Origin of the sequence: Oceanospirillum maris DSM 6286 (assembly GCF_000422865.1) — a bacterium.
Classification (GTDB): Bacteria; Pseudomonadota; Gammaproteobacteria; order Pseudomonadales; family Halomonadaceae; genus Oceanospirillum; species Oceanospirillum maris.
This window is the reverse complement of record NZ_AUGW01000022.1, coordinates 1-15,238: the sequence shown is the minus strand read 5'-3', so window position 1 is coordinate 15,238 and position 15,238 is coordinate 1. Positions and strand designations below refer to the sequence as shown.

The following is a 15,238-nucleotide window of genomic DNA, read 5'->3' as shown; positions in this document are numbered from 1 at the left end:
GGGTTGCCTTATTCTCGAATCAGCACAATGAGTTCTTTAGGGCCGTGTACGCCATAAGCCAGTGTTTGTTCAATATCTGCGGTTTTTGAAGGACCGGAGATTAGCAGTGCATTGGTTGGCATTCCCTCGCCACCCTTTTCAGTTGCCCCCCAGCGTTCAGAGGTAATCACTTCATGGAAGGTGTTTTTCAGCTGGTCGGCATCCAGAATGGCAAAGTGGATGGGTGGAACCAAACTCATCAGTCGCGGCTGATCGGCATCCGGCCAGAGCACTAAGGTACCGGTTTCAGCGATAGCGCTCCGTACATCGGTAATAGCCGCATCCACATGGGAAAACAGCTCCGCCTTCCAGCCTTCAATGGGCTGATCATAGGCCAGTAGCGCTATATCGCTTTCCGACAGTTCTGCACGGACATCTAAACCGACTTGAGCTTTTTGGGGTGTCAGAAGGTTCTTTACCTGTTTTTCAGCTAACAAGTGTTTTAGTTTTTCCAGCCAGTTATCATGCCGCACACGATGTACTTCACCATGTACGGATTCGATTTTCTGTTGAAAAAGATCCCGCTTTTCCGCAGGGCTCCACTGCTTTTCCGTTACCACGGAGAAATCGCTTACAGGAGCGGTTAAGGCACCGTCACGACGGTGGCGCAGACGATTTAAAATGGCATCACGGGCGCTCATGACGGCTCTCCTTGGTTTTTATCTTGGGCTGCTTTTTCCTGTTGACGGGCTTTTACTTGTTGGTGTAGCGTGCTTGCGGCTAGTTTAGGTGCTGTTCGACAGTTGGTCCAAGCGCCCAAGTTACTGGGCACTAAACCGCGAAAAACCGTAGCAAGCCCTGTTCCCGTGCGATACAGGCCACCGTGCTTATGCATCTTGGCCCAGCCTTTCCAGACCAAAGACTCTACGCGGTTTCGTTTTACGCCTCGGCCTTTAACCACCGAATTGGCATGATCGCTATTGCCAGCTACAGATTCTTCCCGTAGGCGCACCAGCAGTTTAGGTATCGGAATTTTTACTGGGCAAACTTCACCGCAGGCACCGCATAATGAGGAGGCGCTAGGTAGGTCTTTGGCGTCATCCATACCCACTAGGTGTGGCATCAGAATAGAACCAATCGGCCCCGGATAGGTGTGGCCGTAAGCGTGGCCGCCAATGCGTGTGTATACCGGACAATGATTCATACAAGCACCACAGCGAATACAGCGCAGGGTGTCGAGCAGTTCATCATCCTGATAGATGTTAGAGCGTCCACTATCCACCAGCACCAGATGCACCTCTTCTGGGCCATCAAGTTCGCCTTCTTTGCGCGGGCTGGAGATCATATTGAAATAGGTCGTAATGTGCTGGCCGGTGGCCGAGCGCGTCAGAATCGACAATAAGGGAGCAACGTCTTCTAGGTTTTCCACCACCTTTTCGATACCGGTCACGGCGATATGTACCGGTGGAACCGTAGTGGTTAGACGACCATTACCTTCGTTTTCTACGAGGCATAGGGTGCCGGTTTCAGCCACGGCAAAGTTAACACCAGAAACCCCTATATCAGCTTTTTCAAAGCGCTCTCTTAACTGTTGACGGGCTTCTGCGGTAAGGTACTCCACATCTCGGGACTTTTTCGTGCCGGTTTTTTCGTGCATCAGATCCGAAATCTGATCGGTATTTTTATGGATGGCCGGCATGATGATATGGGATGGTGTTTCTTCCGCCAGTTGGACGATATATTCACCCAGATCGGATTCCAGCGCTTCAATGCCGTGTTTTTCAAGATAATGGTTCAGCTCCATCTCTTCGCTGACCATGGATTTGCCCTTGATAACGCTCTTGGCTTTTTTCTGCTGGCAGATATCGAGAATAATCTTACAGGCTTCATCGCCATCTTCTGCCCAGTGTACCTTGATGCCTTGAGCGGTTAGATTCGCTTCCAGCTTTTCCAGCAATTCGGGCAGTTTTGCCAGCGCCCGAAGGCGGATTGCTGCGGCCAATTCACGGGTACGCTCTAGTTCGTCATCCGATGGAAACGCTTGCTGGCGCTTATCCATTAGGCCATCCATTGCCTTGCGAAAGTTGGCTCGGATCTGTGGGTTAGCAATGGCGTTGTGCACCCGTGGGTGGAATTCTTTTACGCTTTGATTATGACTCATGGCAGCGTCTCCATAGGAAGCTGGCAATATGCTCGCCGTTGAATGAGCCTCCTTTCCCTTGGCTTTTGATCTCTTGGCTCTTGATGTGCTCCGCTGCACCGGTAATATTCATCATGCAGCCGCAGTCACTGGTGATCATGGTGTCTGCGCCGGTGGCATCAATCGCTTCAACTTTATCGGTGACCATCGCCCCTGAAATTTCAGGGTGTCGCACCGAGAAGGCACCGCCAAAACCGCAGCACTCTTTGATCCGAGCCTGTTCAACCAGCTCAACATTGTCCATTTTTCTCAATAATGCAGGCCCCACTTCTCCCAGGCCCATCTCACGGCGAGCACTGCAGGAGGTATGCATGGCGACCTTGATGGGCTCCCCTTTGTCTTCGATCTGAATATGGCAAACGTGCAGCAAAAACTCGGTTAACTCATAAACGCGGGAAGCGATATCTTTCGCGCGGGTTTCTTCCGGCTGTCCAGTAAACAGCTCAGGGTAATGCTCACGCATCATGCCCGCGCAGGAGCCAGACGGTAGTACGATCAGGTGATTTTCTGGAAAGAGCTTCAACTGAGCCGCCGCCACTTCACGGGCCTGATCCTGATAACCAGAGGTATAGGCCGGTTGGCCACAGCAGGTTTGATCCTGCGGAAAGATCACTTCAATGCCTTCATGTTCCAGTAGTTGAATACCGGCCATGCCCGCATCGGGATAGAAAAGATCTACCAGACAGGTGCCAAAAAAGTAAACCTGCTTAGGTTTGGGGGGATATAATTTAATACTGCTCATCGCTAATACTCTCGTATTATTCTGCACTGTGAATCAGCGCTTTTTATGTCGAAGCTTTTATTTTTTCGAATATTCTTATCAAATCAGGTTCAAACGAATGACCTGCACCCGAGCGGGTGCAGGGATAAAACACAGCGAGTGTTAGCCGTAAGCCATAGCCGGTAGCCAAAGTACCAGTTCCGGCCAAGCCACAATAATCGCCAGTGCTAACAGCTGAATCATGATGAAAGGCACAACACCTTTATAGATATCAGACAGTTTTACATCCGGCGGGCAAACCCCTTTCAGATAGAATATAGAGAAGCCTACGGGCGGTGTCAGGAAGGATGTCTGCAAGGCCATCGCTACCAACATCACAAACCAAACCAGTTCTGGATTATCTACCACGCCGTAGCCGTCAATATCTAAGCCCAATGCCGAGATAACAGGAGCCAATAACGGCAGTGCGATCAAGGTGATTTCAATCCAATCAAGGAAGAAACCCAGCAGGAAGATAATCGCCAGTACGCAGGCAATAATGCCGTAGGTGCCAAATGGCAGGCTAGTTAGCCAGTGTTCAATGAGTTCATCACCGCCTAACTCTCGTAATACAAGGGCAAAGCAGGTTGCGCCTAAGAAGACCGCAAAGATATAAGCGGTGGTGTTGTAAGTCCCCTGGGTAACTTCTTTAAAGACCGTGAAGTTGAGTTTCTTGTTGTACAGCGCCAGCAAGGTTGCACCGAACGCGCCAACGCCTGATGCCTCTGTTGCTGTCGCAATACCGGCAAAAATAGAACCCAGAACCGCCACAATAAGCGCTACCGGTGGCAGGATGCTTTTGAACACCGCCAGAATCATCTTCATCTCAACCGGCTTGGCATCTGTAGGCAGTGGTGCAGAGGACGGTTTAAACACCCCCATCGCTAAAATAAATACCACATACATAAAGCCCAGCATTAAGCCGGGAATCACCGCGCCCATAAACAGATCGCCGACCGATAAGGCCAGTTGATCTGCCATGATCACCAGCATAATTGACGGTGGAATCAAGATCCCTAGCGTACCAGCAGAAGCGATCGTGCCTAACGCCAACGGCTTAGAGTATTTTTGCTCCAACATAGCAGGTAGTGACATCAGGCCCAGTAGCACGACAGAAGCACCAACAATACCGGTAGAGGCTGCCAGAATAATACCGATCAAGGTAACGGTAATTGCTAAGCCTCCGCGCACACGGCCAAATAACTGTTGAATCGAATTCATCAGTTTTTCCGCCACACCAGAGCGATCCAGCATGATACCCATAAAGATAAACATGGGCAGGGCCACCATGACCCAGTTATCCATAATCTTATATATTCGGTTGACCACCAAGCTGAGGGTGAGCATATCTAGGCCGGTAAAGGTATCCAGATAAATATCAGATAGATAACCGATAAACGCGAAGGCTACGCCTACACCCCCTAAAACAAATGCCACCGGAAAGCCGGTAAACAACAACACGATGAAACTTAGGAACATCGCGATGACAAGAATTTCATTAACTTCCATCAGATGAACCCCTTATTGACCTTTAACCAAGCCGACGACATCACGTATCAAACGCGATAGCCCCGCGAGGAACAGCAAACCAAAACTCAGCGGAATAGCCGACTTAATAATCCAACGATATGACAGGCCCGTTGGTGACGCAGAACTTTCATTGATACGCCAAGAGTCATATAAAAATGGCAGGCTGGCATCGAACACCACATAGATAAAAGGGAACATTAGAAACAGAATGCCAAAAATTTCCCACAGGTGTTGCGCCCGACGACTGAGCCGCATGTGAAAGAGATCGACACGGATATGAGAATTGGTGACTTGAGCATAAGAAATACCAAACATCACACCGACAGCATAGAGGTGCCATTGCAGCTCTTCCAAAACAACCATGCCATGGTTAAAGCCATAACGCAGGACAACCTGCAAAATAATGACCGCCATAAGCAGGACATAAGACCAAGCGAAAACCTTACCTACCGACAGAACAATCTTGTCCAAAAAATCGGCTAATGGCACGTTTACCTTGGGAGAGGACGTTGTGTGAGACACAGCCACGCTCCTGAAAACATCTTTGGGGGATTAAAAAGGCACAAAAGGCCAGACTTGTTGAACCTTTTTGTCAGTTGGCTACTGACAAGTTAAGGCGTCTTCAATTCAATCACAGGGCAAGCCGCAAAACACTTCCCCTTATTGGGTTAATAAGGCGTTAGGGCTTGTGGGGCCCTAACGTCTTTTGGCCGATCAGTTTGCCCGATTAAAGGCTACGCCATCATTTCTGACGGGGTAGGTAACCGTTTTGGCCCCAAAGTTTATAATCTTCACGGAAGCCATTTAGGTCATCCCATACTTTCTTAAAGAACACATCGTTAGCGGCTTCTTCTTGGGCAACATCATCCCAAGCCGTGCTGAATGCGGTCAGCATGGTGTCGTTCCACTTCATGATTTTTACACCGTTTTTCTCAACATTTTCTTTCATAACGGAGAACTGTTTTGCTTCACCTTCAGCAAAGGAATCTGTCATTGACGCTTTACATACTTGATCCATTACCGCTTGCTGAGACTTGGACATGCTGTTCCACGTATCTTTGTTTACGAGTAGCTCAAAGATAGTGGATTGCTGGTGCCAGCCAGGGAAGTAGTTATATTTAGCGATTTTATGGAATCCAACACGGGTATCCACCGCAGGCATCGAGAATTCTGTCGCATCGATAGCGCCTTTTTCTAAGGCTGGGAAGATCTCAGAGCCAGGCAGTAGAGAGGTAGACACGCCCATTTTTTCCATGACTTTAGCGCCTAGGCCGAAGAAGCGCATACGCAGGCCTTCAAGGTCTTCAGGCTTTTCAATCGGCTTGGAGAACCAACCAGAGGTTTCTGGTGGATTGATCGCGCAGGGCAGTACATGGATGTTGTAACCCGCCTGATCATACATCTCTTGATACAGTTTTAGGCCGTTACCGTAGTAGATCCATGCCATATATTCACCGGCATCTGGGCCAAATGGCACGGCAGAGAACAGAGGCGATGCTGGGATTTTACCGGCCCAATAACCTGCCGTGGTATAACCTGCATTGATCTTACCGCGAGATACCGCATCTAGAATCTCAAAAGGGGCTACCAGTTTACCTGGCTCGTATACTTTCATGCGGATCGTGTTGTTTGATACTAGCTGAACTTGTTCTGCCACTTTAGGAATTGGCGAACCCAAACCGGGTAGACTCGTCGCAAATGCGACGGGTACTTTAAGAAGAATTTTTTTGTCCGCTGCCTGAGCGTCTAAAGTGATACCGGTCATAGCGACTGATACTGAAGCGGCCATTAAAGAGGCTTTCATCATTTTTTTCATTGTAAGTTCCCGTGCGCATGGATTTGTTTTATTTTTATCTGTCATCGGGTGGCTTTTACCACTCGATAAATCCTATACCGAGTAAATTGGTCAAACCAATTTACAAGACTCAGTTAGCAAAGATAGTAACCTTGCTACCTACTTGTCAAATATGTTTGCACCAAACTACGACCTAAGTATCGGCTAAAACACCTTATTGGTGCACGATTAATAAAAAGATGCCTAAAATCCATCTGAAATGAAGCATTTTTCGGTATGTATTCGCTGGATAAATAGGTTTTATGCAGTGGTATGCTCTGTTTTGTCCCCGGTGTTAATAGCTGCTTTATTGGATATAAGACCATTCGCTTGTTTGACAGGTTTTCTTATTCGTCTTAGTATTGGTAATACCAATTTTGTATTCATGAGTTTGGCATTCAACTGCAGAGGCAATTAGTTAAGATTTTTTTTAATTAGGCAGGTTGAATGTTGGTTGGATAGGTTAAATGTTAATTAAGTAGGTTAAACACAGTGGAAAGCAGTAATTATCGACGGGTTAAACAGCCTAGAATATCTGACATTATTATGCAGCAGCTAGAAGGGATGATCCTTGAAGGCACCTTCAAGCCTGGGCAAAAGTTACCGCCAGAACGTGAATTGGCAACCCAGTTTGAAGTTTCCCGGCCCTCTCTACGAGAAGCATTACAAAAGTTAATCGCCCGAGGTCTGTTGTACAGCCGTCATGGTGGCGGTACTTATGTGTCGGAGCAATTAGGTACTTCGTTTACCGATCCTCTGCATGATCTTCTTAGCTCCCATAATGAGTTTCTTTATGATCAGTTGGAGTTTCGTGATGCTCTGGAAGGCATATCAGCTTATTACGCGGCTCTTCGTAGCACTGATGCGGATAAAGAGACCCTTACCAAGCACTACAATAATTTAATGGGCGTGTATGAAAAAAATGACCCTGTGCTAGAAGCTAAGGTTGATGCGGAGTTTCATATGGCCATTGCCGAAGCGGCTCATAATGTGGTGCTTTTACACACCCTTCGTGGCCTGTTTAACATGCTAGAGAAAAGTATTGTCGCCAACCTGAAAAACCTTTTTGAGCGCAAAGAATCTCGCCCATTATTGCTGGCTCAACATAAGGCGCTCTACGAGGCGGTTATGGAAGGCAATCCCGAAAAAGCCCGCTCTATGGCCCATGAACATCTGGTGTTTGTTGAGGACAGCTTGTTGGAAATGAGCCGCCAAGAAACTCGCGTTCAGCGTTCCCTAAGACGCGCCCAGACTCAGTTAATTTAAATCATGACGCCACTTAATACCTCTGTTAACACTTCACTTAACGCCTCACTTAGTACCCTTGATTCCAAAGAGTCTAATGGCAACAGCCTGCTCAGTAGCTTAGGGATGTTGCTGTTGTTTATTTTTCTGATTTGGCAGGTTGCCACTTGGACAGAGCATTACGAATTAAGTCAGCTAGAAACCCATGCGAATAATGAGTTAATCCTAAATATTGCCAGCCTTAGGGGTAAGCTAGATAAATATGAGTTTTTGCCTGAAATTCTAGTCAATAAGCAGAACTTTGCTGATGTATTGCGGGAACCTGATACCGATAAAATCCAGAAAATTAATGCGACGTTAAAGAATTTTAAGCAAATTACTGACGTCTCAGATATTTATTTACTGGATCGAACCGGTACAACGTTAGCTGCCAGTAACTGGCAAAGTCCACGCAGTTTCATTGGTCAGAATTTTAACTATCGCCCCTATTTTAAAGATGCTATTCAAGGTCAGTTAGGTCGGTTTTACGGCCTAGGTACAACCTCTGGTGAACGGGGGTATTATTTTTCGTATCCTGTTTTTAGCGGACAAACCCCTATTGGGGTTCTTGTGGTAAAAATTGTGGTAGAAAACCTAGAGAGTCTTTGGAAAGACACTTCTACGGAGTTCTTAGTCACAGACCCCGACGGAGTTATCTTTATTAGCAGCCAACAGCAATGGTTACTGCATAGCGTCACTCCCCTATCAAAAGAGCAGCGGTCTGTTATTCGTCAATCTCGACGTTATGACGACAAGGATATTATCCCTTTAGCCTACAAAGTGGTTCAGCAGTGGCATACGGCTAAGCATGTGAAAATTGCATCTGATACCTCGGAAAATCCGCTGCGGGTTAACAGCTATTTGCAAGTGAGTCGGCCCATGCCTAATGCCGGTTGGCAGCTGCACATTTTGAAAAATACCACCGGTGTACGTATTGAAATTATCAAGAACAGTATTTTAGCCGCCGGTATTTATATGGTTTTGGTTCTGCTGACGCTCTATAGCTTACAGCGCCAACGAATCCAACGGGAACGTGTGCGCCATGATTTAGAAACCAAGACATCTTTAGAAGCTAATGAAGCCCGCATTCGAGCCATTCTAGATAATACCAAGGCGGGTATCGTCACGATGGATCGCACGGGAAGGGTGGACTATATCAACCCTTCTGCAGAGATCTTATTTGGTTATCAACTGCATGAGCTTCACGGCCACAGTTTTTGTGACTTAATTCAGTCGCAGTTCAGGACGGAGTGCCAAAAAGCACTGAAAGAGGCCAGCGGCTTGCCACTGGAAACCCGAGGTCTGCGAAAAGATTACCAGCATGTTCCTATCGAAATTATCGTTAGCATGATGAGCCGTGACCAAGGTTCGGATTATATGATTACGCTGCATGACATCACCGAGCGTAAACAGCACGAAGAAGCCTTGCAGTCCGCCTATGATGAGATGGAAAACCGTGTTGTTGAGCGTACTCAGGATTTAACAGAAACCAATAAGCGCTTGAAAGAAGAGATTGATCAGCACAGAAATACCGCAGAAACGCTACAAAAGACTCAAGATGAGCTAATTCAAGCGGCTAAATTGGCGGTACTAGGACAGATGAGCGCCAGTATTAACCATGAGCTTAATCAGCCTTTAGCGGCTATTCGCGCCTATGCTGAAAACGGCATTACCTTTATTGAGCGTGATCATTCTGAAATGGCGCAAGAAAACCTTGAACAGATCGTTGATCTGACAGAGCGCATGGCCACCATTAGTGCTCAGTTGAAAATGTTTGCCCGCAAAAGTGAAGGCCAACTGGCTATAGTCTCAGCCCGAGCCACTATCGAATATGCCCTGCGCTTATTTCGCCCTCAAATTAACAAAGAACAGGTCACCTTGGTGGTTCGTCTCTCTGATAGCGATCCTTTTGTCCGTGCCGATGCGGTTCGGCTCGAACAGGTACTTGTTAATCTGATCAGCAATGCACTATTGGCTATTTCGGGTTTGCCTGATCCAAGTATCACTATTACTTTGCAGCAGGACTGTCATCATGTCTGGATTGACGTATCGGATACCGGCCCCGGCATTGCCGATGATCATATTGGGCAAATCTTTAACCCGTTCTTTAGTACTCGGGAAGGCGGGAAAGGTTTAGGGCTAGGGCTTTCAATCTCCTATCGGATCATCAGTGATTTTGGTGGTAGTATTAGCGCTTTTAATCGAGATGGCGGCGGTGCAACGTTCCGAGTTATTTTGCCGATAGCGCCAGAAACTGACGATTCGTCATTAGTTGATTCTTCATTGATTACTTCTCCTTTACTGGTGACTTCAAAGATGGAATCTGTCTCGTATCGGTAGCCGTTCATCGGCTATAACCTTACTTCTACCTGACTAAGTGAGAGACCCATGAGTGAAGCCACCGACGTTTTTGTGGTTGATGACGAGAAACATCTACGAATCACAGTGGCACAAACTCTATCTTTAGCGGGCCATAACCCCAAAAGCTTCGATAATGCCGAACATGCACTTCATCAGTTATTTCCAGACTGGGATGGTGTGGTTATCTCCGATATACGTATGCCTGGCATGGATGGCTTAGCGTTTATGCGGGAAGCTCTTAAAATTGACCGCGATATCCCTGTTATTCTTATCTCCGGCCACGGTGATATTTCTATGGCGGTTAATGCTATTCGTGAAGGGGCCTACGACTTCTTAGAGAAACCTTTCTCAAATGAATTGCTGCTCGATGTTGTCAAACGAGCTCAAGAGAAACGCCGCCTTACCCTTGAGAACCGCCAGCTGCGCCAAGACCTAGAAGTAAATAGTATCCCAGGCCCAAGAATCATCGGTAAAACCCGCAACATGCAGCAACTGCTGCGTATGGTCAGCCAAATTGCGACCCTACAAGCGGATGTCTTACTGTTTGGCGAAACAGGAGCGGGTAAAGATCAGATTGCTCGTTTTTTACATGAACACAGCTCTCGTCAAGGTAAGAATTTTGTTGCTATTAACTGCGGGGCTGTCCCTGAATCCATTATAGAATCAGAGCTATTTGGCCATGAATCTGGAGCCTTCACTGGGGCACAAAAACGCCGCATCGGCAAGTTTGAACATGCAAACGGCGGGACTTTATTTCTTGATGAAATTGAGAGTATGCCACTCTCATTACAGGTGAAATTGCTAAGGGTTTTACAGGAACGTTGTATTGAGCGCCTGGGTAGCAACGAACTGATTCCTTTAGATATTCGTGTTATTGCCGCAACGAAAGTTGATCTAAAACAGGCCGCAGAAGCCGGTAACTTCCGTGAAGATCTCTATTATCGCTTAAACGTTGTTACGCTGGAAATCCCCCCCCCTACGGGAGCGAATGGAAGATATTCCTCTGCTATTTCAGCACTTTGTTCTTGTCGCATCAAACCGTGTGGGGCGTGAAGCCCCACCCTTAGATGGTGCGCATCTCTCTGTGCTGATGAGCCATAACTGGCCCGGTAATGTGCGAGAGCTACGTAACCTGGCAGAACGCTATGTGCTACTCGGTGAAACCTGTGACTATAATTTAGAGCGGCTTATGTTTGGTGCAGAGTCCACCACGCCGCTCACCTTGCCACAACAGGTTGAGATGTTTGAGCGTAGCTTGATAGAACAGGAGTTAGAGCGGCAGAAGGGCTCCATTAAATTAACCATGGAAGCCCTCGGTTTACCCCGTAAAACCCTGTACGACAAACTCAAAAAGTACGGCTTAAAGCGAGATGATTTTACTTAATTAGGTCGTACTTAATGGGGTGATCTTTATTTGGTGATGCCTAACTAGGAAGACTTAAGATGGTATTTATTAACATGCTTAATTACTGATATATATCAATCTAAAATAAGTCTTAAGCCCTATGAGACCTTGAACTTCGCCGTTTTGCCCCTATCTTTGCTGGTATAAGCAATAACCCACCTGTCGGAAACCCCGATCCTTACACTTCGGCTTAAAAGCCCAGAGATATTCCCCGGGGTTACACAGGTCTACTGAGGAATATAGATTATGCGTGTTGACCGTTTAACCGGAAAACTCCAGCAGGCGCTGGCTGATGCTCAGTCTATGGCTGTAGGCCATGACCATAACCTGCTACAACCGGTTCACCTGATTTTAGCTATGCTGGAACAGCGTGATGGTTCGATCCGCCCTTTGATCAGTCAAGCCGGTGGTGATTTTAACAAGCTACGTAATGAACTGCGTGAACAGTTTGAATCGCTGCCTGTGATCAGTAATAACGACGGCCAAATTATGATGTCCCCTGAACTGGGTGGCATCTTGAATATGGCGGACAAAGAATCTCAACAGCGTAAAGATTCTTACATCTCCAGTGAGTTGGTATTACTGGCCGCCGCCCAAGATAAGGGTGACACCGGTAAGTTGGTTCGTGGCTGCGGTTTAAGCAAAGAATCGCTGACAAAATCAATTGATCAAGTGCGAGGAGGACAGAGCGTGGATGATCCAAACACAGAAGAGCTACGTCAGTCATTAGACCGCTTTACCGTGGATCTAACTCAGCGAGCATTAGATGGCAAGTTAGACCCCGTGATTGGTCGTGATGATGAGATTCGCCGCACCATTCAGGTACTGCAGCGTCGTACTAAAAACAACCCTGTCTTGATCGGCGAACCAGGTGTGGGTAAAACCGCCATTGTAGAAGGTTTGGCTCAACGTATTATCAATGGCGAAGTACCGGAAGGCCTAAAAAACAAAAAAGTGTTGTCGCTGGATATGGGCTCGCTGATCGCCGGTGCTAAATACCGGGGTGAGTTTGAAGAACGCTTAAAAGCAGTACTCAATGAGCTGGCCAAGCAGGAAGGTCAGGTGATTCTCTTTATTGATGAGCTGCATACCATGGTTGGAGCCGGTAAAGGCGAAGGTGCAATGGATGCCGGCAATATGCTTAAGCCTGCTCTGGCCCGTGGTGAACTGCATTGCGTGGGCGCAACCACACTTGACGAGTACCGCCAATACATCGAAAAAGATGCAGCACTGGAACGTCGCTTCCAGAAAGTACAAGTTGATGAGCCAACAGAAGAAGACACCATTGCTATTCTGCGCGGCTTGAAAGAGCGTTATGAACTGCACCACGGTGTGGATATTACCGACAGCGCATTAATTGCAGCGGCTAAATTGTCCCAGCGTTATATCACCGATCGCCAGCTACCAGACAAAGCTATTGACCTGATTGATGAAGCGGGTTCCCGTATCCGTATGGAGATGGACTCCAAGCCTGAAGAGATGGATCGAATGGATCGTCGTCTGATCCAGTTGAAGATTGAACGCGAGGCGCTAAAGAAAGAAGACGATGATGCTTCCCGTAAGCGTCTGGCTCATCTTGATAGCATGATTCAAGATTTAGAGCGCGAATATGCGGATCTGGATGAGATCTGGCGCAGCGAAAAATCTGCCGTTCAAGGTGCACAGCAATTGAAAGAGCAGCTAGAACAGGCTCGGCTGGATATGGAGACCGCGCGCCGTGTGGGTGATCTAGCCAAAATGTCAGAGATTCAATATGGCATTATTCCTGATCTAGAGCGCAGTATGGAGATGGCTTCTCAGGTTGATCAAGTAGAGCACAAGCTACTGCGTAACCGCGTAACCGAAGAAGAGATTGCAGAAGTCGTCTCTAAATGGACCGGTATTCCGGTCAGCAAAATGCTGGAGTCTGAGCGGGAAAAACTGTTGCAGATGGAAAGCGCCCTGCATGAACGTGTGATCGGGCAGGAAGAAGCCGTAGAAGCGGTTTCCAATGCGGTACGTCGCTCCCGTGCGGGTCTGGCAGATCCGAATCGACCTAATGGTTCCTTCCTCTTCTTAGGCCCTACCGGTGTCGGTAAAACCGAGCTGTGTAAATCATTGGCTAAGTTCCTGTTTGATACGGAAGAGTCCATGGTACGTATCGATATGTCCGAGTTTATGGAGAAGCATTCCGTGGCTCGTCTGATCGGCGCACCTCCGGGTTATGTCGGTTATGAAGAGGGCGGTTATCTGACCGAAACCGTACGTCGCAAGCCGTACTCTGTTGTCCTGCTGGATGAGGTGGAAAAAGCCCACCCGGACGTGTTCAACATTCTGCTGCAGGTGCTGGAAGATGGCCGCCTGACGGATGGCCAAGGCCGTACCGTGGATTTCCGCAACACCGTTATCGTGATGACTTCCAACCTGGGTTCCGATGTAATTCAGGCCTATGGTGGTAAAGATGATCAGTATGACGAGATGAAAAACAAAGTGATGGAGGTTGTCGGCAACCACTTCCGCCCTGAGTTGATCAACCGTATTGATGAAGTGGTGGTATTCCACAGCCTCGCCCGTGAAGCGGTTAAAGGCATCGCCCGTATTCAGGTTCAGCGTTTACAGCAACGTCTGGATGAGCGGGAACTAACCATCGAACTGTCGGAAGACGCACTGGAACAACTGGTGGATGTTGGCTTCGACCCGGTTTACGGTGCCCGCCCGCTGAAACGCGCCCTGCAACGCTGGATCGAAAACCCACTGGCGCAGGAGATCCTCGCCGGTAAATTCAGCCTTGGACAAACAATTCACGTGGAAGTAAAAGATGGTGAACTCGTGTTTGTTTAATTGGCCTGTCGGTTAAACATTAAAGCCTGAATATCCCCGCTGTTTGCAGACGTGAACAGCGGGGGTTTTGTATGGGTTGCAGAGAATTTCTATACGACTTAATACGTATTGAATCACAGAGCTTTTATTCTATTATCACTTCATCATATACAGGAGGTATATGAGTCACCCAAGGAATGGATATGGACACTCTCCCATTGACTGCTTTTCTGGCAGTTTTCAGATCTGGCCTTTTACTGAAAAAGGCAACTTCTATTTATTCTGTTACCTGTTTGTCCCTTCAAATGAATTGAGGGGCGGGTAGCGACTTCACTTTGCTTAAAAAGGAATTTTTATGCTTAAAGCCATAGCTCCGGCAGCTCTGCTGCTGGTTTCTTCTGCAGCATTTGCTGTATCGGTGGATATCAAGAATGCACCTTTTGACCGCACACCGGTTCCTTCAATTTATAACGAGGATTACGTTGATATTCCCGGTGAAAAGCGACGGGAGCACGATGACCTGACGCAAAACTACTCTCTGGCTGTTGAGCCTAAGACCCGTCGGAGTATGTTGTCGGCTGAACCCGGAAGACAGACACTTTCTGCAACAGGTAGCAGCGTTGCCGAGCAGACCGGTTGCCCCAATCTTGATTTTGGCAGCGGCTTGTCTTTAACGTTTTCGGCTCAGGGGCAGTTTGCTTGTGTCAGCACCCTCGTAGAAACAGAAACTAAAATTGAAGGTCTGCTGCTGAATATTCCAGCAGAGGTTAATTACGACCTGTTCCTCTTCAAGCATGACGAGAACGGCTTAACACAGCTGGATGCGTCTTTTCAGGCTAATGCAGCCGTAGAAAAAACCTTTGCTAAGGTGTAACCGGGAGCCTACGTTCTGGTAGCACAAGCGACACAAGGAGCCTCGGCAGACCCGGTTGTTTTGGGTTGGCAGGGTTATACCCAAATTGACAGTCAGGAAGCCAATGATAAAGTCGGCCAGAGCACCAGTCTTCAAACTAATGCGGTGATTCAGGGTAACCTGGATAATGCTAATGATTTAGACTTTTTCTCTTATGCTGTAGAGCCGGATCA

At 47.6% G+C, this 15,238-nt stretch carries 10 protein-coding genes and 1 pseudogene; 5 read left to right on the top strand and 6 right to left on the bottom strand.

Annotated elements, in window-relative coordinates; translation table 11 throughout:
* Window positions 1-8: 8 nt before the first annotated feature.
* The 6 genes from G517_RS0109730 to G517_RS0109705 all read right to left on the bottom strand — a co-directional run bounded on the left by G517_RS0109730 (window position 9) and on the right by G517_RS0109705 (window position 6,285).
* Window positions 9-680, bottom strand: coding sequence for a LutC/YkgG family protein (locus G517_RS0109730; RefSeq protein ID WP_028304252.1), 672 nt, complete (start codon window positions 678-680; stop codon window positions 9-11).
* Window positions 677-2,140 (bottom strand): LutB/LldF family L-lactate oxidation iron-sulfur protein, encoded by a 1,464-nt coding sequence (locus G517_RS18575; RefSeq protein ID WP_036591100.1) that lies wholly within the window; start codon window positions 2,138-2,140, stop codon window positions 677-679. The genes G517_RS0109730 and G517_RS18575 overlap by 4 nt, the downstream gene beginning before the upstream one ends.
* Window positions 2,130-2,921, bottom strand: coding sequence for a (Fe-S)-binding protein (locus G517_RS0109720; RefSeq protein ID WP_028304251.1), 792 nt, complete (start codon window positions 2,919-2,921; stop codon window positions 2,130-2,132). Before G517_RS0109720 ends, G517_RS18575 begins: the two co-directional genes overlap by 11 nt.
* 141 nt (window positions 2,922-3,062) lie before the next feature.
* On the bottom strand, window positions 3,063-4,448 hold the full coding sequence (locus G517_RS0109715; protein ID WP_028304250.1) for a TRAP transporter large permease: 1,386 nt from the start codon (window positions 4,446-4,448) through the stop codon (window positions 3,063-3,065).
* A gap of 12 nt (window positions 4,449-4,460) precedes the next feature.
* Entirely contained in the window at window positions 4,461-4,991 is a 531-nt protein-coding gene (locus G517_RS0109710; protein ID WP_028304249.1) for a TRAP transporter small permease subunit, read from the bottom strand.
* A 220-nt stretch (window positions 4,992-5,211) separates the two neighbouring features.
* The gene (locus tag G517_RS0109705) at window positions 5,212-6,285 is read right to left on the bottom strand and encodes a TRAP transporter substrate-binding protein (protein WP_028304248.1); all 1,074 of its coding nucleotides are present in this window, start codon (window positions 6,283-6,285) and stop codon (window positions 5,212-5,214) included.
* A gap of 564 nt (window positions 6,286-6,849) precedes the next feature.
* Between G517_RS0109705 and G517_RS0109700 the strand changes: the two genes are divergently transcribed.
* From G517_RS0109700 to G517_RS0109680, 5 genes and pseudogenes are all read left to right on the top strand, one after another.
* Window positions 6,850-7,569 (top strand): GntR family transcriptional regulator, encoded by a 720-nt coding sequence (locus G517_RS0109700; protein ID WP_051206276.1) that lies wholly within the window; start codon window positions 6,850-6,852, stop codon window positions 7,567-7,569.
* A 3-nt stretch (window positions 7,570-7,572) separates the two neighbouring features.
* A complete protein-coding gene (locus tag G517_RS18570; protein ID WP_084632152.1) occupies window positions 7,573-9,927 on the top strand; it encodes an ATP-binding protein in 2,355 nt (784 codons plus the stop codon).
* 48 nt (window positions 9,928-9,975) lie between these two features.
* Window positions 9,976-11,332: pseudogene (locus tag G517_RS18565) on the top strand (sigma-54-dependent transcriptional regulator).
* Window positions 11,333-11,599: 267 nt separating this feature from the next.
* The gene (gene clpB, locus G517_RS0109685) at window positions 11,600-14,173 is read left to right on the top strand and encodes an ATP-dependent chaperone ClpB (RefSeq protein WP_028304246.1); all 2,574 of its coding nucleotides are present in this window, start codon (window positions 11,600-11,602) and stop codon (window positions 14,171-14,173) included.
* Between the two features lie 334 nt (window positions 14,174-14,507).
* The gene (locus G517_RS0109680; protein WP_028304245.1) at window positions 14,508-15,026 is read left to right on the top strand and encodes a hypothetical protein; all 519 of its coding nucleotides are present in this window, start codon (window positions 14,508-14,510) and stop codon (window positions 15,024-15,026) included.
* The last annotated feature ends 212 nt before the right edge of the window (window positions 15,027-15,238 follow it).